The 21,099-nt window shown below is 31.0% G+C and carries 17 protein-coding genes and 1 tRNA gene; 13 read left to right on the top strand and 5 right to left on the bottom strand.

The features are described from left to right. Positions 1-91 precede the first annotated feature (91 nt). The 8 genes from J1D01_RS01020 (at position 92) to J1D01_RS00985 (ending at position 12,920) form a co-directional block, all read left to right on the top strand. Positions 92-3,223: a UvrD-helicase domain-containing protein gene (locus J1D01_RS01020; RefSeq protein ID WP_421149545.1), complete on the top strand. Its 3,132-nt coding sequence runs from the start codon at positions 92-94 to the stop codon at positions 3,221-3,223. 199 nt (positions 3,224-3,422) lie between these two features. After that, positions 3,423-4,811 (top strand): OmpA family protein, encoded by a 1,389-nt coding sequence (locus J1D01_RS01015; RefSeq protein ID WP_372936118.1) that lies wholly within the window; start codon positions 3,423-3,425, stop codon positions 4,809-4,811. 76 nt (positions 4,812-4,887) lie between these two features. Further along, positions 4,888-7,650 carry a PD-(D/E)XK nuclease family protein gene (locus J1D01_RS01010; RefSeq protein ID WP_421149544.1) on the top strand — a complete coding sequence of 921 codons (2,763 nt, stop codon included), beginning with the start codon at positions 4,888-4,890 and terminating at the stop codon, positions 7,648-7,650. After that, the gene (locus J1D01_RS01005; protein WP_421149543.1) at positions 7,650-8,492 is read left to right on the top strand and encodes an alpha/beta hydrolase family protein; all 843 of its coding nucleotides are present in this window, start codon (positions 7,650-7,652) and stop codon (positions 8,490-8,492) included. Before J1D01_RS01010 ends, J1D01_RS01005 begins: the two co-directional genes overlap by 1 nt. 170 nt (positions 8,493-8,662) lie before the next feature. Beyond that, positions 8,663-10,075 carry a glucuronate isomerase gene (gene uxaC, locus J1D01_RS01000; RefSeq protein WP_421149542.1) on the top strand — a complete coding sequence of 471 codons (1,413 nt, stop codon included), beginning with the start codon at positions 8,663-8,665 and terminating at the stop codon, positions 10,073-10,075. Positions 10,076-10,147: 72 nt separating this feature from the next. Further along, complete coding sequence (locus J1D01_RS00995) at positions 10,148-11,122, top strand: TRAP transporter substrate-binding protein (protein WP_372936110.1); 975 nt, start codon at positions 10,148-10,150, stop codon at positions 11,120-11,122. 2 nt (positions 11,123-11,124) lie between these two features. After that, positions 11,125-11,619: a TRAP transporter small permease gene (locus J1D01_RS00990; RefSeq protein WP_372936108.1), complete on the top strand. Its 495-nt coding sequence runs from the start codon at positions 11,125-11,127 to the stop codon at positions 11,617-11,619. Then, entirely contained in the window at positions 11,616-12,920 is a 1,305-nt protein-coding gene (locus tag J1D01_RS00985; RefSeq protein WP_372936106.1) for a TRAP transporter large permease, read from the top strand. The genes J1D01_RS00990 and J1D01_RS00985 overlap by 4 nt, the downstream gene beginning before the upstream one ends. 49 nt (positions 12,921-12,969) lie before the next feature. Here J1D01_RS00985 and J1D01_RS00980 read toward each other — a convergent pair. After that, positions 12,970-13,043 (bottom strand) — tRNA-Ala (locus tag J1D01_RS00980). Positions 13,044-13,113: 70 nt separating this feature from the next. Beyond that, positions 13,114-13,908, bottom strand: coding sequence for a universal stress protein (locus J1D01_RS00975; protein WP_372936104.1), 795 nt, complete (start codon positions 13,906-13,908; stop codon positions 13,114-13,116). 73 nt (positions 13,909-13,981) lie between these two features. Here J1D01_RS00975 and J1D01_RS00970 point away from each other — a divergent pair, with 73 nt between their 5' ends. From J1D01_RS00970 to J1D01_RS00950, 5 genes are all read left to right on the top strand, one after another. Further along, complete coding sequence (locus J1D01_RS00970) at positions 13,982-15,316, top strand: MATE family efflux transporter (RefSeq protein WP_372936101.1); 1,335 nt, start codon at positions 13,982-13,984, stop codon at positions 15,314-15,316. 26 nt (positions 15,317-15,342) lie between these two features. Beyond that, positions 15,343-15,519 (top strand): hypothetical protein, encoded by a 177-nt coding sequence (locus tag J1D01_RS00965; protein ID WP_421149541.1) that lies wholly within the window; start codon positions 15,343-15,345, stop codon positions 15,517-15,519. Between the two features lie 108 nt (positions 15,520-15,627). After that, a complete protein-coding gene (locus tag J1D01_RS00960) occupies positions 15,628-16,083 on the top strand; it encodes a 6-pyruvoyl trahydropterin synthase family protein (RefSeq protein ID WP_372936097.1) in 456 nt (151 codons plus the stop codon). Positions 16,084-16,127: 44 nt separating this feature from the next. Continuing rightward, positions 16,128-16,928 (top strand): hypothetical protein, encoded by an 801-nt coding sequence (locus J1D01_RS00955; RefSeq protein ID WP_372936095.1) that lies wholly within the window; start codon positions 16,128-16,130, stop codon positions 16,926-16,928. Positions 16,929-16,950: 22 nt separating this feature from the next. Continuing rightward, positions 16,951-17,703, top strand: coding sequence for a UDP-2,3-diacylglucosamine diphosphatase (locus J1D01_RS00950; RefSeq protein WP_372936093.1), 753 nt, complete (start codon positions 16,951-16,953; stop codon positions 17,701-17,703). On the opposite strand, the gene J1D01_RS00945 is transcribed toward J1D01_RS00950, so the two are convergent. Genes J1D01_RS00945 through J1D01_RS00935 form a run of 3 tightly spaced genes read right to left on the bottom strand, consistent with a single transcriptional unit; the run spans position 17,700 to position 21,088 of the window. Next, positions 17,700-18,968 carry an MFS transporter gene (locus J1D01_RS00945; RefSeq protein WP_421149540.1) on the bottom strand — a complete coding sequence of 423 codons (1,269 nt, stop codon included), beginning with the start codon at positions 18,966-18,968 and terminating at the stop codon, positions 17,700-17,702. The genes J1D01_RS00950 and J1D01_RS00945 overlap by 4 nt on opposite strands. Positions 18,969-18,971: 3 nt before the next feature. Beyond that, a complete protein-coding gene (gene recJ, locus J1D01_RS00940; RefSeq protein ID WP_421149539.1) occupies positions 18,972-20,663 on the bottom strand; it encodes a single-stranded-DNA-specific exonuclease RecJ in 1,692 nt (563 codons plus the stop codon). A gap of 2 nt (positions 20,664-20,665) precedes the next feature. Then, positions 20,666-21,088, bottom strand: coding sequence for an OsmC family protein (locus tag J1D01_RS00935; protein ID WP_372936086.1), 423 nt, complete (start codon positions 21,086-21,088; stop codon positions 20,666-20,668). Positions 21,089-21,099 lie beyond the last annotated feature (11 nt).

Genomic DNA, 21,099 nt, shown 5'->3' with positions numbered 1-21,099 from the left:
ATTTCAAATTTACGCATAAAAGGGGGCAATTAAAAATAATATATTGTTATGAAACCATTGATAGTTTTTATCTTGTATAAAATTAACATTCATGATTAAAAATCCTTCATTCACCATTTATAATGCTTCTGCAGGTAGCGGAAAAACGTTTACACTTGTAAAAGAGTATTTAAAAGTTTTATTTACATCTAACAACACCGAAAAATTCAAACATATTCTTGCTATTACGTTTACTAACAAGGCAGTAGCTGAAATGAAAGAACGTGTTATAGAGGCACTTAAATTATTTTCTGAAGATGCCATTTTAAAAAACCCAAATAGCATGTTTAATACTATTTGTGAAGAATTAGAAATGGCTCCTAAAGTAATTCATGATAAATCAAAAATTATTCTAGATTCCATAATTTTTAATTATGCTGCTTTTGATATTTCAACTATTGATGGTTTTACACATAAACTCATTAGAACTTTTGCTCATGATTTAAAACTGCCATTAAATTTTGAAGTTGAGTTAGACCAAGAAGCCCTTTTAAATGAAGCTGTAGATAGCCTTATAGCTAAAGCCGGAACCAACGAAGCTCTTACAAATATTTTGGTTGAGTTTGCTATTGAAAAAGCAGATGACGATAAAAGCTGGGATATTGCATTAGATTTAAGTAAAATTTCTAAGCTTTTAGTAAACGAAAATGATATACCTTTTATAGAAACTTTAAAAGAGAAAACCTTTAAAGATTTTATAACTTTAAAAGCACAACTAAAAAAAGATATAAAATTAACCGAAAATAGTATAACTAAAAAAGCTGAAAGCATACTTAACTTAATTAGTGAAGCGGGTTTAGAACATTCAGATTTTTCTAGAGGCACTTTACCCAACCATTTTAAAAAAGCAGCTAAACTAGAATTGAATAAATTATATGATAATAAGCTAGAAGAAAATATTATTGAAAGAAAAAATATATACACCAAAAAGCTAAAGGCTGCTTTAGCAGACACCATTGAAGCCATTCTACCTGAAATTGAAATAACCTACAAAACAATAAAAGCACAAGTTTATCACCTTCTATTCTTAAAGAATTTTCACAAAAACATAACACCATTATCGGTTTTAAACGCTATAAACAATGAATTAGCATTGTTAAAGGAAGAACAAAACAAAATGCTTATTTCTGAATTTAATACAATAATTAGTAACCAAATAAAAGGACAACCCACCCCTTTTATTTATGAACGCCTTGGTGAAAAATTTAAACATTATTTTATTGATGAATTTCAAGACACATCTATTAAACAATGGGAAAATTTAATACCACTATTAAGCAACTCACTATCTACAGAAAGTGGCAGCACCATGTTAGTAGGAGACGCTAAACAAGCTATTTACCGATGGCGCGGAGGAAAAGCAGAACAATTTATAGGGCTATTTAATAATGATAACCCGTTTTACATTAAAAAACATGTAGAAAACCTACCAACTAATTACCGTAGTTTTAAAGAAGTTGTAAAGTTTAACAACAGCTTTTTTAAATTTCTTTCAAGCCATGTTTTCAACAATAAAGATTATGCAACGTTATACGAAAACGGACACCAAAACACCTTTTTAGAAGATATAGGTTATGTAGAAATAGATTTCTTAGATTTTGACAAAACCGATGATAGAGATATTTGCTTTACAACAGCTACCCTAGAAAAAATTAACACTTGTATAAATAGCGGTTACTCTCTTAAAGATATTTGCATTTTGGTTAGAAAGAAAAAAGAAGGAGTAGCTATTGCAAACTATTTAAGTGAAAATGAAATACCTATTGTATCATCAGAAACATTACTAATTAGTAATTCACAAGAGGTAAATTTTATAATTAATTTTTTAAAACTATTAGTTCAACCTAAAAACCTTGAAATAAAAGTATTAGTCTTAAATTATTTAACTTCATTGTTAAGTATTAAAGATAAACATCAATTTTTTTCAACGCATTTAGAATTGCCATTGCATAAACTTTTTAAAAGCTTTGAAAATTATAATATCTCATTAAAAAACAATTTACTACAACTTCCGCTTTATGACTTGGTTGAAACTATTATAAGAAACTTTAATTTAAGTAAAACATCTAACGCCTATATTCAATTTTTCTTAGACTTTGTTTTAGAGTTTTCACAAAAAAAAGGATCAGATGTTCCTGCCTTTATTGAGTTTTATGAAAAGAAAAAAGACAGCTTAAGCATTGTTTCACCAAAAGGTAAAAATGCGGTTCAAATCATGACCATTCATAAATCAAAAGGCTTAGAGTTTCCGGTAGTTATTTTTCCTTATGCAGATTTAGACATTTATGCCGAGGTAGATGCTAAACAATGGTATGAATTAAACTCTAAGCAATATCAAGGTTTTACTCACATCTTGTTAAATTACAATAAAGATTTTGAACATTTTGGTGAAGAAGGATTTCAAATTTATAATCAACACAAAGCTGAACTTGAATTAGACAACATCAACCTTTTATATGTAGCATTAACCCGTGCTGTTGAACAACTTTATATTATATCAAAAAAAGATATTTCAGCAAAAGGAGACGTTAATAAGAAAAGATATTCGGGATTATTCATTAGTTTTTTAGAGCATGCTAATTTATGGAACAATTCACAACTCAAATACCACTTTGGCAACCCAACAAAAACATCAGAAAATGTTGTTCTGCAAGATAACATACTAACCCAAAAAATATTTATTTCTACAGCAAAAGAGGAGCACAATATTAAAATGGTTACAAAATCTGGATTTTTATGGGATACTAATCAACATAAAGCCATTGAAAAAGGAAATCTTGTTCATAATATAATGTCTCAAATAAAAACTATTAATGATGTTGATTTTGTAATTAACGATTTTTTAAATGCATCTATAATAAATAACGAACAAGCAAATGAATTAAAAGAAATTATTAATCAAATAGTAAATCATCCGTTTTTAGAAAAATATTTTACTTCAAATGATACCATATATAATGAAAGAGATATCATTACAAAAGAAGGCATGATACTTAGACCCGATAGAATTAATATAAATTATAAAAATGAAGTTACCATTATAGATTATAAAACAGGAAGTGAAAATAAAAAACACGCACAACAACTACAAGATTACCAAAATGTATTAGAAAACATGCAATTAATAGTTAAACATAAAGTTTTAGTGTATATAGATGATGACGTAAAAATTAAAATATTATAAAAAAATATAAAATTAATGTGACCTCTTTATTATAAAAGTGTCTATATTAGAAGAAAAGACAAAATATTTTATCTAAAATCGTTCTGAACAATCGGCGAACGGTGCTTTTGTACGATTTTTTTATATATTTGTCTTTGTTAATAACATTTAACAACTTACTTTTGTTTACAATTAACACTTAAAAATTAAACTTTTGAATATGAAAAATCTTAGCAGATTATTGTTAGCATTCGTACTTGTACTTGGTTACAATTATGCTGATGCACAAGACAAAAACAATCCATGGCAAATTACCATAGCGGTAAATGCAGTAGATGCCTTCCCTTCTGGAGATGGCGCATTATTTACAGGAACAGGAGAAGCTTCAGAGTCTATCTTTAGTAAATTTGTAGACACAGACAACTACAACATTTTACCTTCTTTATCATCAATTGCTGTTTCTAAATATTTAGGTGATGGATTCTCTTTTGGAGTAACTGGATCTTTAAACAAAATTGAAAGCTGGGGTGAGGTTGCAGGAACTCCTGATGCTTCATCAGTAGATGATTTATCTTACTATGGTATTGATGGTACCGTTAAGTACAACTTTTTAGAAGGTACTACTATAGACCCTTACGTAGGTTTAGGTGGTGGTTACACTTGGATTGACGAAGTTGGTGCTGGTACTTTAAACGGAACTGTTGGATTAAACGTTTGGTTTAACGATAATATTGGTTTAACACTTCAAACTGCATATAAACATGCTTTTGAAGATTACTTAGATACTCACTTCCAACACACAGCTGGTATTTCTATTAGATTTGGAGGAACTGATACTGACGGAGATGGTATTTATGACAAAGACGATGCTTGTCCAGACGTAGCTGGTTTAGAAGCATTTAACGGATGTCCAGATTCTGACGGTGACGGTATTGAAGATAGCAAAGACGATTGTCCTAATGAAGCTGGTTTAGCAGAATTAAACGGTTGTCCTGATACTGATGGTGATGGTATTGCCGATAAAGATGACAAATGCCCTACAGTAGCTGGTTTAAAAGCTTTAAACGGTTGTCCAGATGCTGATGGTGATGGTGTTGCTGATGGAGATGATAAATGTCCTAACACTGCTGGACCTGCTGCAAACAGTGGATGCCCATGGCCAGATACTGATGGTGACGGTGTATTAGACAAAGATGATAAATGTCCTGAAGTTAAAGGTACTGTTGCAAACAATGGTTGTCCTGAAGTAACTGAAGCAGTTCAAAAAACTTTAAATGAGTACGCTAAAACTATCTTATTTGATACTGGTAAATCTTCTATCAAAGCAGAATCTGAAAAAGTATTAGCTGATATCATTAAAATTATCAACGAATACCCAACAGCTAAATTTACTGTTGAAGGACACACTGATAGTGTTGGTAGCGAAAAATTAAACCAAAGTCTTTCTGAGTCTAGAGCGGCTTCTGTTAAAGATTACTTAACTTCTCATGGTGTTGATCAATTCAGATTATCATCTAAAGGTTATGGAGAATCTAAACCAATTGCTAGTAACAAAACTAGAGCTGGTAGAGCTCAAAACAGAAGAGTTGAAATTAACTTAGTAAAATAATTTATATAGTTAATTCTCTAAATAACTTTTTAAAAAACGCTTCGGGATTCCCGAGGCGTTTTTTTATTTTTATACAATGACAACTTTTATTTTTGATGTTTTAAAAGATTTACAAAAAAAAGGCGCAGATTTCTCTAGCCTTACCTTTATATTACCCAGTAAACGCGCAGGAATATTTTTAAAACATCAACTTTCAAAGGTAACAGATAAAGTTATTTTTTCTCCTGCAATTCATAGTATTGAAGAGTTTGTTGAAAATCTCTCTGAACTAAAAAATATTACTAATACAGAACTTCTTTTTGAATTTTATGAAGTTTACCTTCAGCTTACAAATGAGAATGAAAAGGATTCTTTCGAGTCGTTTTCAAAATGGGCACAAATTTTAATTCAAGATTTCAATGAAATAGACCGCTATCTTATACCTCAAAAAAATATTTTCAACTATTTAAGCGCCATAAAGGAAATAGAACACAACCATTGGTCTTTAGAGGAAAACCAAACAGAATTCATTAAGAAATATTTATCATTCTGGAAAAAACTAAACACATACTACTCTCACTTTACACAAAGACTTTTAAAGAGAAAAATTGGTTATCAAGGTTTAATTTACAGAGAAGCTGTTGAAAATATAGAATCTTACATTCAAGCTAACGAAAAAAAGCAACATGTTTTTTTAGGGTTTAACGCCCTTAATACTGCAGAAGAAACAATTATACAAGAGTTACTTCAAAATGATATAGCACAAATTTACTGGGATATAGATAAAGTGTTCTTTAACAACCCCAAACATGATGCTGCTTTATTTACAAAACAACATAAATCTAATTGGTTGTATTTTAAAAAACAGCCCTTTAAGTGGATAACTAATACCTATTCTAAAGATAAAAATATATCTGTTTTTGGAGTGCCTAAAAATATTGGACAAGCAAAATATATTGGCAATCTTTTAAATGAGCTAAAAAACAAGAATACCTCGTTACAAAGTACAGCAGTGGTTTTAGGTGATGAAAACTTACTCATTCCTACCCTTAATTCTTTACCAAAAAATATTCAATCTCTGAATATAACCATGGGGTTTCCGTTAAAATCAATTCCTTTAGCATCACTCTTTAAAGCATTGTTTCATTTACATAAAAAACCTTCAAAATCATATTATTATAAAGACATAATCAATATTATTTCGCATCAGTTTATAAGACCTCTTTTTAATATAAACGCTACAGATTATGCCTCTAAAATTATTGAAACTATTGATAGTAATAACCTTATTTATATTACAAGTAATAGATTAAAAGACATTGCCAAAGAATCTTCACAAATTATTGATATTTTATTTGTTAATTGGGATAAAGTTAATGTAGCTTTAAACAATTGTTCCCATTTAATTCTTGCTATTAAAGATTATTTAGATGAAGACAAAGATTCAAATTTGCTTTCATTAGAATATTTGTTCCGTTTTAATGAATTATTCAATGAATTAAAACGGCTAAACTCAGAATATAAGCATATTAAAGACATAACCGCATTGTATGATGTTTATCAAGAACTATTAGCCACAGAAACCTTAGATTTTCAAGGCGAACCCCTACAAGGTTTGCAAATTATGGGCATGTTAGAATCTAGAGTTTTAGATTTTGAAACCGTTATTATTTCTGGCGTAAATGAAGGTATTCTTCCTTCCGGAAAAAGTAACAACTCGTTCATCCCTTTTGATGTTAAAATTGAAAACAAATTACCAACCTACAAAGAAAAAGATGCGGTTTATACCTATCATTTTTATAGATTACTACAGCGGGCTAAAAATATTTACATTCTTTATAACACAGAAACCGATGTACTTACAGGAGGAGAAAAAAGCCGATTTATAACCCAGTTAGAATTAGAAGGTATTCATAAAATAAACCATCAAATTATAACGCCACAGGTGCCCGTTATTAAACAAGAACCTAACGTTATTAAAAAAACCGATGATGTTATTGAAAGACTTAAAGCGGTGGCACAAAAAGGGTTTTCACCATCATCGCTCACAAACTATATTAGAAATCCAATCGATTTCTATTATCAAAAAATATTAAAAATACAAGCTTTTGATGAAGTAGAAGAAACCGTTGCTGCAAACACCTTAGGGACTGTAGTGCACAACACGCTTGAAGATTTTTATAAACCTTTTGTTGGTTCTTTCATTTCTGTTGAAATAGTTCAAAATCTTAAAAAAGAGGTAGCTGAAATTGTTACACATCATTTTAAAGATATCTATAAAGAAGGTGATATTAAAACAGGAAAAAACTTAATCATTTTTGAAATAGCAAAACGCTATGTGCACAATTTTTTAGATTTAGAAATAAGAGAATTAAAAGCAGGAAAACAAATAAAAATAATTGCTATTGAAGCTGAAAATAAAGTTAGCATTGAAATTCCAGAATTAGACTTTCCCATTAATATAACAGGTAAAGTAGACCGCATTGATGAATACAACGGCATAACTAGAATTATAGATTACAAAACTGGAAAGGTAGAACAATCTGATGTTGAAATTGTAAATTGGGAAGACATATCAACAGATTATAAAAAGTACAGTAAAAGTTTTCAAGTGCTTACTTATGCCCTTATGATGCAAAAATCTAAAGACGTTAAATTACCTATTGAAGCTGGCATCATTTCTTTTAAAAATTTAAACAGCGGATTTTTAAAATTCGCCAAAAAAGATAAAGCAGGCCGAGGCGCAAAAAAAAACACCTTAATTACTCAAGAAATAATTGATCATTTTAATAATGAATTAAAACGCCTTATTATAGAAATTTGTAACCCCAACATTCCATTTACCGAAAAAGAAATATAATGTTAAAGAAAAAAGATTTTATAATTAACGGCAAGCATAATAAACCCATAATAATTGATGTAAGCTATTTAGCTAACACAACAAATAACCAAATAATCATATTTTGTCATGGCTACAAAGGATTTAAAGATTGGGGCGCTTGGAATATTATGGCAGAACGTTTTGCTAATACGGGTGTTTGCTTCATTAAATTTAACTTTTCTCATAATGGCGGAACCGTTGAACAGCCTATTGATTTTCCAGATTTAGAAGCTTTTGGAAATAACAACTACACCAAAGAATTAGATGATTTACAATCTGTAATTGATTGGTGTTTTGAAAATAACACTATAAAAAAAATAGGTGATTTAGATAAATTAACATTAATGGGACATAGCCGTGGTGGAGGTATAGTTTCAATAAAAGCCAACGAAGACAATAGAGTAAAAGCTATAATTAGTTTAGCGGGTGTGTCTGATTTTTTAAGTAGAACCATAACAAATGTTGATGTTGAAACTTGGGAAAAAACAGGTGTGAAATATGTTTTAAATGGGCGCACTAAACAACAAATGCCACACTATTATCAATTTTATTTAGATACTGTAAACAACAAAGACCGCTTAAACATAAAACATGCTGTATCAAACCTAAAAATACCGCACTTAATTATTCATAGCGACAATGATACCAGCGTTTTAATAGATGAGGCAAAAAATCTTCATAAATGGAATCCAAAAAGCACTTTAGAAATTATAAAAGGTGCTAATCATGTATTTGAAGCACGTCATCCTTGGGATACAAACAAACTGCCAAAAGCACTAAAAAAAGTTATTAATAAAACTATCTTTTTCTTACGCAAATAATTAAAAAAATCCAATCTTAAATCATCCAATGAGAAATGAATTTGTTATATTTGCGTGTGCGCACACGAAAAGTATACGCAAGCCATTTTAGACTCGTAAAATCGCACTAAAATTCTGTATTATACTTTTTCAAATTATATAAACGCATACACTAAACTAAAGTTAAATTTATGAGTATAATTCAGTCTAAAAACATTATAACAGACAATTTTTTACTTCAATCTAAAGAAGCCGAAATTCTATATCATGATTATGCTAAATCAATGCCAATTATTGATTATCACAATCACCTTTCTCCAAAACAAATAGCAGAAAATAAGCCTATTAAAAACATAACCGAAGCGTGGTTAGGAGGTGATCATTATAAATGGCGTGGTATGCGTGCCAATGGTATTGAAGAAAAATATATTTCGGGCAATGCTTCATTAGAAGAAAAGTTTCAAAAATGGGCAGAAACGGTTCCTAATACACTTAGAAATCCGTTATTTCATTGGACACAGCTAGAATTAAAACGCTACTTTAATATTGATGATATTTTACAACCTAATAATGCCACAGACATTTATAACAAAGCTAATAGTATTTTAGTCGAAAAAACACCTTCGCAATTATTAGAACAAATGAATGTTGAAGTGGTTTGCACTACTGATGACCCCACGGATAGTTTAAAATATCATAAACAAATTGCTGAAGGTAATTTTAAAGTAAAAGTATTCCCTACTTTTAGACCAGATGCTTTATTTTTTATTAGTGAAAACAACTTTATTTCATACATAGATAAACTAAGTGCATGTGTTAATTTTGAAATAACTAATTATGAAGCACTTTTAAAGGCTATAGATGAGCGCATAGAATTTTTCCACAAAAATGGCTGTAGATTATCAGATTACGGTATTAGTGGCGCTTTTTCTTATGTAGAATTTAACACCCAGGAGGTCGCTTCTATTTTTAATAAAGGTTTAAATAAAGAACAACTTTCAACACTTGAAATTCAAAAATACAGGTCTAGCCTATTACTATATTTAGGAAAAAAATACCATGAAAAAAATTGGGTTCAACAATATCACTTAGGGGTAATAAGAGATAACAATACCAGATTAAACAAATTGGTAGGAGCCGATTCTGGTTGCGATTCTATTGCAGATTATCCTATAATTGAAGGCTTATCAAAATTTTTAAACGCTCTAGACAGCACCAATCAACTAGCTAAAACCATTACCTACAATTTAAATCCGGCACAAAATGAAACCTTTGCTACCATGATGGGTAACTTTAATACCGGTGGTATAGCAGGAAAAATGCAATGGGGAGCCGCATGGTGGTTTTTAGACCAAAAAGATGGCATAGAAAAACAAATAAACGTACTATCAAACATGGGGCTTTTAAGCAAGTTTATTGGTATGTTAACAGATAGCCGCAGTTTTTTATCGGTTCCAAGGCATGAATATTTTAGACGTATTTTATGTAATATTATTGCTGAAGATTTAAACCAAGGATTAGTGCCAAATGACCTTGAATTTCTTGGTAAAATGATTCAAAACATATGTTATAATAACGCAAAAAACTATTTCAATTTTGAATAGAATAAACAATACAATCGATTGTATTTTTATTATCTTTGTAACAGTTTCAGACTAAACTAAAACCACAAAAAGATGAAAATTAAACTTATTTTGTCTCTTGTAATTTGCATGAGTTTATTTTCTTGCATAGAAAAAGAAGAAACAAAAACACTTTATTTAGCACATACATTACCACAAACACACCCTGTACATAAAGGTATTTTAGAGTTTCAAAAATCACTAGAAAAAAAATCTGGAGGTGCTTTAAAAATTAAAATATTTCCAGACGGCCAACTTGGTTCTGAAAGAGAGGTATTAGAACTTTTACAAATAGGTAGTGTTGCCATTACAAAAGTAAGTGCAGCAACATTATCTAACTTTGTTCCAGAATACCATGTGTTGGGAATACCTTACTTATTTAAAAACAAAGAACACCAGTTTGATGTTTTAGAAGGATCTGTTGGAAAATCTATATTAGAAAAAGGAGAAAAATTTTGGCTTCGTGGTTTGTGTTATTATGATGCTGGCAGTAGAAGTTTTTACACCTCAAACAAAGCCATTAGAACGCCAGAAGATTTACGTGGTCTTAAAATTAGGGTCATGAATAATCAAATGGCGATTAATATGGTTAATGCTTTAGGTGGTGCTGCAACACCAATGTCTTATGGTGAATTATATACCGCTATTCAACAAGGTGTTGTTGATGGGGCCGAAAACAACCCTCCTTCTTTTGTATCATCAAACCATTATGAGATTAGTAAATATTATACTCTAGATGAACATTCTTCTGTACCAGATGTTCTTTTAATTGGTACAAAACAATGGGAGAAACTATCTAAACAAGAAAAAGAATGGGTACAAGAAGCCGCTGATGAATCTGCACAAGCACAAAAGAAATTCTGGAAAGAATCTGTTGATGAATGCATGAAAATTGTAAAAGATGCAGGTGTTGAAATCATTATTCCAGAAAAATCTTTGTTTGCCGAAAAATCTAAATCTGTTTTAGAAGAGTTTCAAAAAGAACACCCCGAGTTAGCTGAAATTGTTAAAGAAATTAAATCTAATTAAGTATGAAACCATCCAACTCTTTATTTAATAGTGTGGTTAGATTCATGGAAATTTTTCTAATCGTCATATTTGCATTACTTGTTTTTGATGTTTTATTTCAAGTATTTTCAAGATATGTTTTAAAGGCTTCTTTTTCTTGGACAGAAGAGTTTGCTAGATTTTCATTAATATGGATGTCTATTCTAGGTGCGGCTTATTTAAATGCTAAAAGAGCCCATTTATCAATGGACTTTCTATATAGAAAATTCTCAGATACCACAAAAAAGAAAGTATCTATTATAATTGAGATTTTAATTTTTCTATTTGCATTAATTGTTATGGTTATTGGCGGATTTAACCTTGTTTATACCACATTACATTTAGGGCAACTCTCTGGTACTTTACGCATTCCTTTAGGATATATTTATGCTATTTTGCCATTTAGCGGATTACTAATTATGTGGTTTTCTGTTATCCATATTTCTCAAATTTCTAAAAACCAAATAACTGAGCTATGAGTATTGAAGTTTTAAGTATTGTTGTTTTATTTTCTAGTTTTTTTATTCTTTTAATGCTTAAGGTTCCTGTTGCTTATAGCATTGGAATTTCAACCACAATTAGTCTATTATTAAATATTGACAAACTACCAGGGTTAACAACCATTGCACAACGTATGACTACTGGAATAGATAGTTTTGCTTTATTAGCTATTCCATTTTTTGTATTGGCTGGAGAAATAATGAAACAAGGTGGAATTGCAAACCGGCTTATAAATTTTGCAAAATCTTTAGTAGCTAGTCTCCCTGGAGGCTTAGCTTATGTAAATGTTTTAGCATCAATGTTGTTTGGTGCCATATCAGGATCTGCCATTGCCGCAGCTTCTGCAATTGGTAGTATAATGACCGATAGAATGGAAGAAGAAGGTTACCCAAGAGAATTTAGTGCTTCTGTAAATATTACTTCTTCTACTACGGGGTTATTAATTCCTCCTAGTAATATTTTAATTGTATATGCACTTGCTAGTGGAGGTGCTGCCTCTGTTGCGGCCTTATTTATTGCAGGTTATTTACCCGGTGTTTTATTAGGTTTAGCTTTAATTGGATATATAGTTTTTGTTGCTGTAAGAAGAAAATTTGCCAAAGGACAAAGAGCTACTCTAAAAGAAGTTTGGCAACATTTTAGAAAAGCATTTTTTAGTTTATTAATGCTTGTTATTGTTGTAGGCGGTATTGTTGCCGGAATTTTTACAGCTACTGAAGCCTCTGTAATTGCAGTTTTATATGCTGCTGTACTAGCTTTAATTTACCGTAGTGTTACCATTAAAAGTTTTCCTGATATATTACTAAATAGTGCCAAAACTACTGCTGTTGTAATGTTTTTAATTTGCACCTCAATGGCTATGAGTTGGCTGTTTTCTTTTGAAAGTATTCCTGCACTTATTAGTAACTTTTTATTAGAACAGTTTAGTAACAAATTTGCTATATTCTTTGTAATTAATATTACTTTATTAATAATAGGAACCTTTATGGATATGACACCAGCGGTATTAATATTTACTCCAATATTTTTACCTGTAGTTATGGCTTTAGGAATGGATCCTGTACACTTTGGTATTGTACTAGTTCTTAATTTATGTATTGGTTTATGTACCCCCCCTGTAGGTACCATACTCTTTGTTGGAAGTGGTATAGCTAATGTAACTGTTTCTCAAGTCGTCAAACCCTTGTTACCATTTTTATTAATAATGGTACTGGTATTATTGCTAATAACTTATATTCCTGAAATTTCTATGTGGTTACCTAGACTTTTCGGTTTATAAAAACCATAATATTATAAAAAAGGCTTTCATAAATGAAAGCCTTTTTTTGTGGAGCATATCGGAGTCGAACCGATGACCTTTTGGCTGCCAGCCAAACGCTCTAGCCAACTGAGCTAATGCCCCATTTGTATTAAGCATACAAATGTATATAATTATTTTGCATTAAAAAAGATAGTTTTTCTTATAAGCCTTTCTATTTTAACCCACTTAAAACTAAAACAGGTATACTACTATAAAAATCTTTTTTAAGAATAGTGTTTTTTTCCCATTTCTTAGCAAAGAAACCTCTTTTGCGTCTTACTACACATAACATATCTGGATTATGAGATTGAAAATGCTCTAATACTCCTTGAAAAGTAGTGGCATTTTCAGTAATTGTAATATTAGATACTAATGATTTTAAATCTTCTTTCACATCAAAATCATGTTCTTTATGGTATGGTGTTTTAACTAATAATAAATTCACCACAGATTTAAATTTATCCTGAACATCTTTAAGCGGATTTAAGACCCCTTCCTTTTTTATAATAGCCGATTTAAGTGCCATTAAAATATTAGTAACAGGTTTAAACGTATATCCTTCTGGCACTATAAGTGCTGGTATTTGTGTTTGCTTAATAATTTTACCAGATGTTTTCCCTAAATACACGGTATCTTTTACAGAGGTAGTTCTGGGTTCTACTAAAATTAAGTCTATATTGGCTGCTTTACTAGCTAATTCTAATGTGTCTACTAAATTCCCTTTTAAACTTCTTACGGTTATATCAACACCTTTTTTATCAATTTTAGATACTAATCCATTTAAAAACTCTAAACTTTCACGTTCAATAATTTTATCCACATTTTTCATGGTTCCTGCTTTGGTAAACACATTATAAATCTGAACAATAAACAATTTAGCATTAAAAGCTTCAGCAAAATCAACAGCATACTGTAAATGACTCACCGCATTTTTAGAAGATCCAACAGGAACTAAAATATTCTTCATATCTAGAAAGTTTTATAGTTAAAATTACAATAAATTTGCTGCAAAAGTAAGCATAAACTATTATTATACACCTTTGAAGGATATCATTAATCTGAAATACATCAATAAACTAGCAATTCCTGCTTTAATATCGGGTATTTCAGAACCAATCTTATCAATTACAGATACGGCTATTATTGGCAATATTTCAATAAATGCTATAGAGTCATTAGCAGCAGTTGGTATAGTAGGTACATTTATGTCTATGCTTATTTGGGTATTGGGACAAACCAGAAGTGCCATTTCATCTATAGTATCACAATATGTAGGTGCTAACAATTTAGAAGCCGTAAAAAACCTTCCTGCGCAAGCTATTTTTATTGTTACCTCTTTAAGTTTACTTATAATTGTTACTACTTTCCCGTATGCTAAGGAAATTTTTAAACTTTATAATGCCTCTAATTTAATTTTAGATTACAGTGTAACCTATTACCAAATTAGAGTTTTTGGATTCCCTTTTACTCTATTCACCATAGCTGTTTTTGGAACCTTTAGGGGTCTGCAAAACACATATTACCCCATGATAATTGCAATAATTGGTGCACTTGCAAATATTATTTTAGATTTTATTTTAGTTTACGGAGTTAATGGTATTATTAACCCTATGCACATTAAAGGCGCTGCATATGCAAGTGTAACTGCTCAAATTATAATGGCTTTATTATCGGTTTATTTTTTACTTACTAAAACTTCTATTCCACTAAAATTAAGTTTCCCTTTTAATAAAGAAATTAAACGATTTACTGGAATGGTTCTTAATTTGTTTGTTAGAACATTGGCGTTAAACATTACGCTTTATTTTGCCACAAGATTTGCTACTGGTTATGGCAAAAATTATATTGCTGCCTATACAATTGCTATTAACCTTTGGTTTTTAGGCGCATTTATTATTGATGGATATTCTAGCGCAGGCAATATTTTATCGGGTAAATTATTTGGAGCTAAAAACTATAAACAACTGGTTTTGTTAAACCAAAAACTAATAAAAATTGGAGTTTTAGTAGGAGTTACTTTAACTATTGTTGGTGTTTTAATTTACAAACCTATAGGGCTACTATTTACAAAAGAAGCCAATGTTTTAAGTGAATTTTACTCTGTTTTTTGGATAGTACTCATCATGCAGCCCATTTGTTCTATAGCGTTTATTTTTGATGGTGTGTTTAAAGGGCTGGGAAAAATGAAACTACTTAGAAATGTTTTATTGCTATCAACATTCATAATTTTTTTACCCGTACTTTATGTGTTAGATTATTTTAATTTTAAACTAAACGGCATTTTTATAGCCTTAACTTTTTGGATGATTGCCAGAAGTTTGCCTTTGCTAATTAATTTTAGAAAACAATTCATTCCGCTAGCTAAAAACTCTTAAATTTGTGGTCTAGATTATAACCTAACATGCTATTGCTAACTACACTTTTACAGCAGGTAGATATTGAAGAAAAAATAAAAAACGCTCCCGATAAAGGTTACGAAATTGGGGTATTCATTGGCTCTATGCTGCCTTTTGTTATTTTGGTATTATTAGCCTATGTAATTTACCGATACAATAAAAAAAGAATGAACAAAGATTAACATTATGAATATATTAGGCTTTTTAACAGGCAACGGGTTATTTTTACTATTAGCCGTTGTTTTAATTGTAGTTTACATTATAAACAGAAACCGAGGAAAACGAAGATAATGGGAAACAATATAAGAATCACAAAACAATTTTCTTTTGAAACAGGTCATGCTCTTTATGGGTATGATGGAAAATGCAAAAACGTACATGGTCATAGCTACCAATTACATGTAACTGTTATTGGGCAACCAATTGCAGATAAAACCAACGTAAAATACGGTATGGTTATAGATTTTGGCGACCTTAAAAAAATTGTAGAAGAAGAAATAGTTGATGTATTTGACCACGCTACCGTATTTAACAAAAATACACCTCATGTAGAATTGGCAAAAAATTTAGAAGAACACGGGCACAACGTTTTATTGGTAGATTACCAACCAACCAGCGAAATGATGGTCATTGATTTTGCTAAAAAAATTCAACCGCGTTTACCCAAAAACATAAAATTACATTCATTAAAACTACAAGAAACAACTACCAGTTTTGCAGAATGGTTTGCTTATGATAATATTTAAACTTTAATATTAAAATTTAGTTTGATACAAAAATCAATAAAAGCATGCCAGAACTATTATTCTTAATTAAATTAGTTATTGCTATAGGTTTTGTAGTTGGTTTATCTCTTCTTGCAGAAAATGTAAGCCCTAAAGTTGCCGGAGTATTATCTGCTTTCCCAACAGGGTCTGCAATAACTTTATTCTTTTTTGGGTTAGAAATAAGTTCAGAATTTGCTTCAAAGAGTGCGGTTTATAATATGGTTGGTTTAACAGCGCAATTATCTTTTGTTTATATTTATTACTTAGCCTCATCGTATTTTAATAAATACAACATCTTGTTGTCTTCTTTGTCTTCAATTTTGGGTTATTTTATCATTGTTTGGCTACTTCATTTTATTGAACTCAACAGATATATTGCCATTTTAATTCCTGTTTCATTTTCATTTATATACCTCTATCTTTTTAAAAAAATTGAAAATGTAAAAATTGAAAATAAAGTAAAACTTAATTATAAAACACTTTTTATAAGAGCCATATTTGCTGCCTCAATAATATTATTAATTACTAGTATTCCTAAGCTTGTTGGTTCTACTTGGGCAGGTCTTTTTTCTGCCTTTCCAACAACGCTTTTTCCTTTAATACTCATTATTCATTTTACATATTCAAAAAAACAGGTGCATACAGTAATTAAAAACGTGCCAATTGGTATGTTTTCTCTAATTATTTACTCCTTATCTGTTTCCTTAGTTTACCCGTTATATGGCATATACTTAGGCACTTTAATTTCATTTGCAATGGCCGCCATTTATTTGTTGGTTTACAGAAAATTACGAAGTGTATATTATAAAAAAGTTAGCGCATAAATAGAATATACTATATTTACACATGCAAATTCCCAAAGGAAAAAATATATATTTCGCTTCTGATAATCATTTAGGAGCTCCCACCAAAGAGGCTTCATTACCAAGAGAAAAAAAGTTTGTAGCTTGGTTAGATGAGGTAAAAAAAGATGCGGCTGCCATTTTTCTTTTAGGTGATTTATTTGACTTCTGGATGGATTATAAACGGGTAGTTCCTAAAGGATTTACAAGAACCCTTGGCAAACTGGCAGAAATTAGCGATTCTGGAATTCCAATCTACTATTTTGTTGGTAATCATGACCTGTGGATGAATGGTTATTTTGAAGAAGAACTAAACATACCTGTTTTTTATAAACCTAAAGAATTTACCTTTAATAATAAATCATTTTTTATTGGTCATGGCGATGGATTAGGTCCAGGAGATAAAGGCTATAAACGCATGAAAAAGGTGTTTACAAATCCGTTTTGCAAATGGTTATTCCGTTGGTTACACCCAGATTTAGGCGTAAAATTAGCACAACACCTATCGGTTAAAAATAAACTTATTTCTGGTGAAGAAGATGCCAAATTTTTGGGTGAAGACAACGAATGGTTAGTACAATACTGTAAGCGTAAATTAGAAGATAAACATCGAGATTATTTTGTGTTTGGGCATAGACACCTTCCTTTGAATATAAAACTCAACGAAAATTCAAAATACATTAATTTAGGAGATTGGATAAACTACTATACCTATGCCGTTTTTGATGGAGAAAACATGGAACTAAAAACCTATTAAGGTTCATTTTCATGTTCTTCAATATCTTTAGTTAAATCTAAAGTCCTTAGTACCGGATTTTTAATTCCAACAGCAACCACAGTAAGCAAAGTCATTGTTCCTCCAAAAACCACAGCAGTTACAGGACCAAGTAATTTTGCTGCTAATCCACTTTCAAAAGCACCCAATTCGTTTGAAGACCCTACAAACATAGAATTTACTGATGATACGCGGCCTCGCATTTCATCGGGTGTTTTTAATTGTAAAATCGTTTGACGGATAACCATTGAAATACCATCTGCAGCACCACTTAAAAACAAGGCCAAAATACTAACCCAAAATATTGAAGATAGTCCAAATGCAATAATACAAAGTCCAAAAACAAAAATAGAACCTAATAGTTTAACGCCTGTATTTCTGTTAACTGGCAAATATGTAGTTAAAAACATAGATAAAATACTCCCCAAAGAAATAGATGCGTTTAAAATACCAAAACCTTTAGAGCCCACCTGTAAAATGTCTTGAGCAAATACAGAAAGAAGCGCTACTGTTCCGCCAAACAACACTGCAATCATATCTAAAGTTAATGCCCCTAAAATAGCTTTATTACTAAACACAAAACGTACACCAACCTTTAAACTTTCTTTTACAGATTCTCCAATATTTGGATTTAAAATAGGCTTCTTTTTAATTCTAAATGTTATTATTAATGATAACATTACCATAATAAACACCAAACAAAGTGTTTTGGGTACTCCCATCCAGTGAATAGAAAACCCGCCAAAAAGAGCTCCTAAAACACCTGCTGCTTTCCAAGTACTTGTGCTCCAAGTTGCTGCGTTTGGATACACTTTTTTAGGTACTATTAGAGCCACCAATGAGAAAATGGTAGGGCCGAAAAAAGACCTTAAAAATCCCCCCAAAAAAACCAAAGCATAAATGCCTATTAAAATATTTTGGGTTGTCCAGTTAGCAACAATTTTTTTAGAAGTTAACAGAAATAATCCCAAGCTTATAAAAGAAAAGGCAGCAATGCATTTTGCTAACAAATTGCGTTTTTCATTTTGGTCTACAATATGACCTGCAAAAAGCGCCATGGTAAAAGCGGGAATAATTTCCATTAAACCAATTAACCCAAGATTTAAGGGGTCTTTAGTTAAACTATATACCTCCCATTCTATAACAATAAATTGTATAGACCACCCAAATACTAATAAAAATCGGAGCAATAAAAAGATGTTGAATTCTTTTATCCGTAGAGCGGCATAAGGATCATTCTTTGCCATTGTTTAAGCTTTAATATCTCTTAATTTAAGTTGAAGTGATACGTTTCCTTGCCATTCATTTTCATCAATAGAATACACCGCTTTAAAAGGTTTTTTATCTGAAATAATATCAAATTTATCTCCCATTCCAAAGCCAATTCCAACAAAAGTGTTTGAGTTTGATTGAGAAACTGTAACTCTTAAATGCGTTTTATCTTGCCCTACACATTTTCCATAACCTGTATCAATCAAATCCTCGGTCATAAAAACAGGTGTCATATTTTCTGGTCCATAAGGCGCAAATTGTTTTAATATTCTATAGAATTTAGGCGTGATATCTTTTAAGTCTATCTTAACATCGGCTTTTATCTCTGGAATCAACAAGTTTTTATCAATAGTTTTAGAAACAAAATCTTCAAAAGCTTGTTTAAAAGCTTCATAATTTTCTTCTTTAAGCGTTAAACCTGCTGCATATTTATGTCCTCCAAATTGTTCAACATATTCACTGCAAGCTCCAATAGCTTCGTAAACATCAAAATCTCTAACAGAACGTGCCGAAGCTGCCAATTTATTACCACTTTTGGTAAATACTAGTGTTGGCCTGTAATAGGTTTCTGTTAATCTAGAAGCCACAATACCAATAACGCCTTTATGCCAATTTTGGTCATAAACAACAGTTGTAAAGCGTTCTTGTTCTTTTTGTTCTTCAATTTGTTTAAGAGCTGCTTCTGTAATGTCTTTATCTGTTTCACGTCGGTCTAAATTATACTCGTTAATTTCTGCTGCAAACTTTTTGGCTTTTTCTGCTTCCTCTTCGGCTAACAATGCTACAGCATAGTTACCATGTTTCATACGTCCTGCAGCATTTATTCTTGGAGCCACAATAAAAACAACATCTGTTATAGTAAGTTCTGTTTTTTCAATCTGATCTAGTATGGCTTTAATTCCGGGTCTTGGGTTTGAGTTTATAACTTTTAACCCAAAATGCGCCAACACTCTGTTCTCGCCATTAATGGGAACAATATCTGCACCAATTGCTGTGGCTACTAAATCTAAGTATGGTACTAAATCTTCAACAGTGTGTCCATCTTTTTGAGCTAAAGCTTGAATGAGTTTAAACCCCACACCACAACCACATAATTCTTTATATGGGTATTCGCAATCTTTTCGTTTGGGGTCTAAAACGGCAACTGCTTTAGGTATTTCTGCTCCTGGCCTGTGATGATCACATATAATAAAATCAATACCTAAAGATTTTGCATACGCTACTTTTTCAATGGCTTTAACGCCACAATCTAAAGCTATAATAAGTGAAAAATCATTTTCTTGGGCAAATTTGATGCCTTTTTTAGACACGCCATAACCTTCATCATACCTATTAGGCACATAGGTATAAACTAATGGGTGTTTTGTTTTTAGGTAAGATGACATTAAAGCTACAGCCGTGGTTCCATCAACATCATAATCGCCATAAACTAAAATATTTTCTTTGTTGGCAATGGCTTTTTCAATACGTTCAACAGCCTTATCCATATCTTTCATAAGATATGGGTTATGTAAATCATTTAAGCTAGGTCTAAAAAACGCTTTTGCTTGGTTATAGGTTTCAATACCACGTTGTACCAATAAAGTTGCAATAGGTTCACTAACTTGTAAAGCTTTTTGTAAAGCTTCAACTTTTTCTTGATTTGGTTTTGGCTTAAGCGTCCAACGCATGTTTAAGACTTATGAAAATGGGTTTCAATATTTAATTCTGAAAACTGGCGAAACATTTCCATTACACCGCAATATTTTTCAATTGATAAATCTACAGCGCGTTGTAATTTCTTTTCGCTTAAATCTTTTCCGTAAAAGTGAAAATGCATTGCCACTTTATCGTAATATTTTGGATGCTCTTCGGTTAAATTTGCTTCAATTTCAATATTGAAATCATCTACATCCAACTTCATTTTTTTAATTAATGAAGCTACATCTAAACCAGAGCAACCCGCTAAACCAGAAAGCATTAAGGCTTTTGGCCTGTAGCCTTCACCTTTACCTCCGTTTTCTTCGCCTGCATCAATAAATAAATTATGTCCTGACGGATTGGTACTTTCAAATCGCATATTTCCCAACCACTTTGTAGAAACTTTTACTGCCATATCTAAATTAT

The sequence above is a fragment of the Seonamhaeicola sp. NFXS20 genome (genome assembly GCF_049132085.1).
GTDB lineage: Bacteria > Bacteroidota > Bacteroidia > Flavobacteriales > Flavobacteriaceae > Seonamhaeicola.
Note: the sequence above shows the minus strand (reverse complement) of the source record. Positions and strands in the feature narration are given on the sequence as shown.

Bases quoted from the DNA above. Each gene is read 5' to 3' on its own strand.
- J1D01_RS00960 (WP_372936097.1), top strand. From the start codon at position 15,628: ATGGGAAACAATATAAGAATCACAAAACAATTTTCTTTTGAAACAGGT.
- J1D01_RS01020 (WP_421149545.1), top strand. From the start codon at position 92: ATGATTAAAAATCCTTCATTCACCATTTATAATGCTTCTGCAGGTAGC.
- J1D01_RS00955 (WP_372936095.1), top strand. From the start codon at position 16,128: ATGCCAGAACTATTATTCTTAATTAAATTAGTTATTGCTATAGGTTTT.
- J1D01_RS01010 (WP_421149544.1), top strand. From the start codon at position 4,888: ATGACAACTTTTATTTTTGATGTTTTAAAAGATTTACAAAAAAAAGGC.
- J1D01_RS00985 (WP_372936106.1), top strand. From the start codon at position 11,616: ATGAGTATTGAAGTTTTAAGTATTGTTGTTTTATTTTCTAGTTTTTTT.
- J1D01_RS00995 (WP_372936110.1), top strand. From the start codon at position 10,148: ATGAAAATTAAACTTATTTTGTCTCTTGTAATTTGCATGAGTTTATTT.
- J1D01_RS00935 (WP_372936086.1), bottom strand. From the start codon at position 21,088: ATGGCAGTAAAAGTTTCTACAAAGTGGTTGGGAAATATGCGATTTGAA.
- J1D01_RS01005 (WP_421149543.1), top strand. From the start codon at position 7,650: ATGTTAAAGAAAAAAGATTTTATAATTAACGGCAAGCATAATAAACCC.
- recJ (WP_421149539.1), bottom strand. From the start codon at position 20,663: ATGCGTTGGACGCTTAAGCCAAAACCAAATCAAGAAAAAGTTGAAGCT.
- J1D01_RS00950 (WP_372936093.1), top strand. From the start codon at position 16,951: ATGCAAATTCCCAAAGGAAAAAATATATATTTCGCTTCTGATAATCAT.
- uxaC (WP_421149542.1), top strand. From the start codon at position 8,663: ATGAGTATAATTCAGTCTAAAAACATTATAACAGACAATTTTTTACTT.
- J1D01_RS01015 (WP_372936118.1), top strand. From the start codon at position 3,423: ATGAAAAATCTTAGCAGATTATTGTTAGCATTCGTACTTGTACTTGGT.
- J1D01_RS00990 (WP_372936108.1), top strand. From the start codon at position 11,125: ATGAAACCATCCAACTCTTTATTTAATAGTGTGGTTAGATTCATGGAA.
- J1D01_RS00945 (WP_421149540.1), bottom strand. From the start codon at position 18,968: ATGGCAAAGAATGATCCTTATGCCGCTCTACGGATAAAAGAATTCAAC.
- J1D01_RS00975 (WP_372936104.1), bottom strand. From the start codon at position 13,908: ATGAAGAATATTTTAGTTCCTGTTGGATCTTCTAAAAATGCGGTGAGT.
- J1D01_RS00965 (WP_421149541.1), top strand. From the start codon at position 15,343: ATGCTATTGCTAACTACACTTTTACAGCAGGTAGATATTGAAGAAAAA.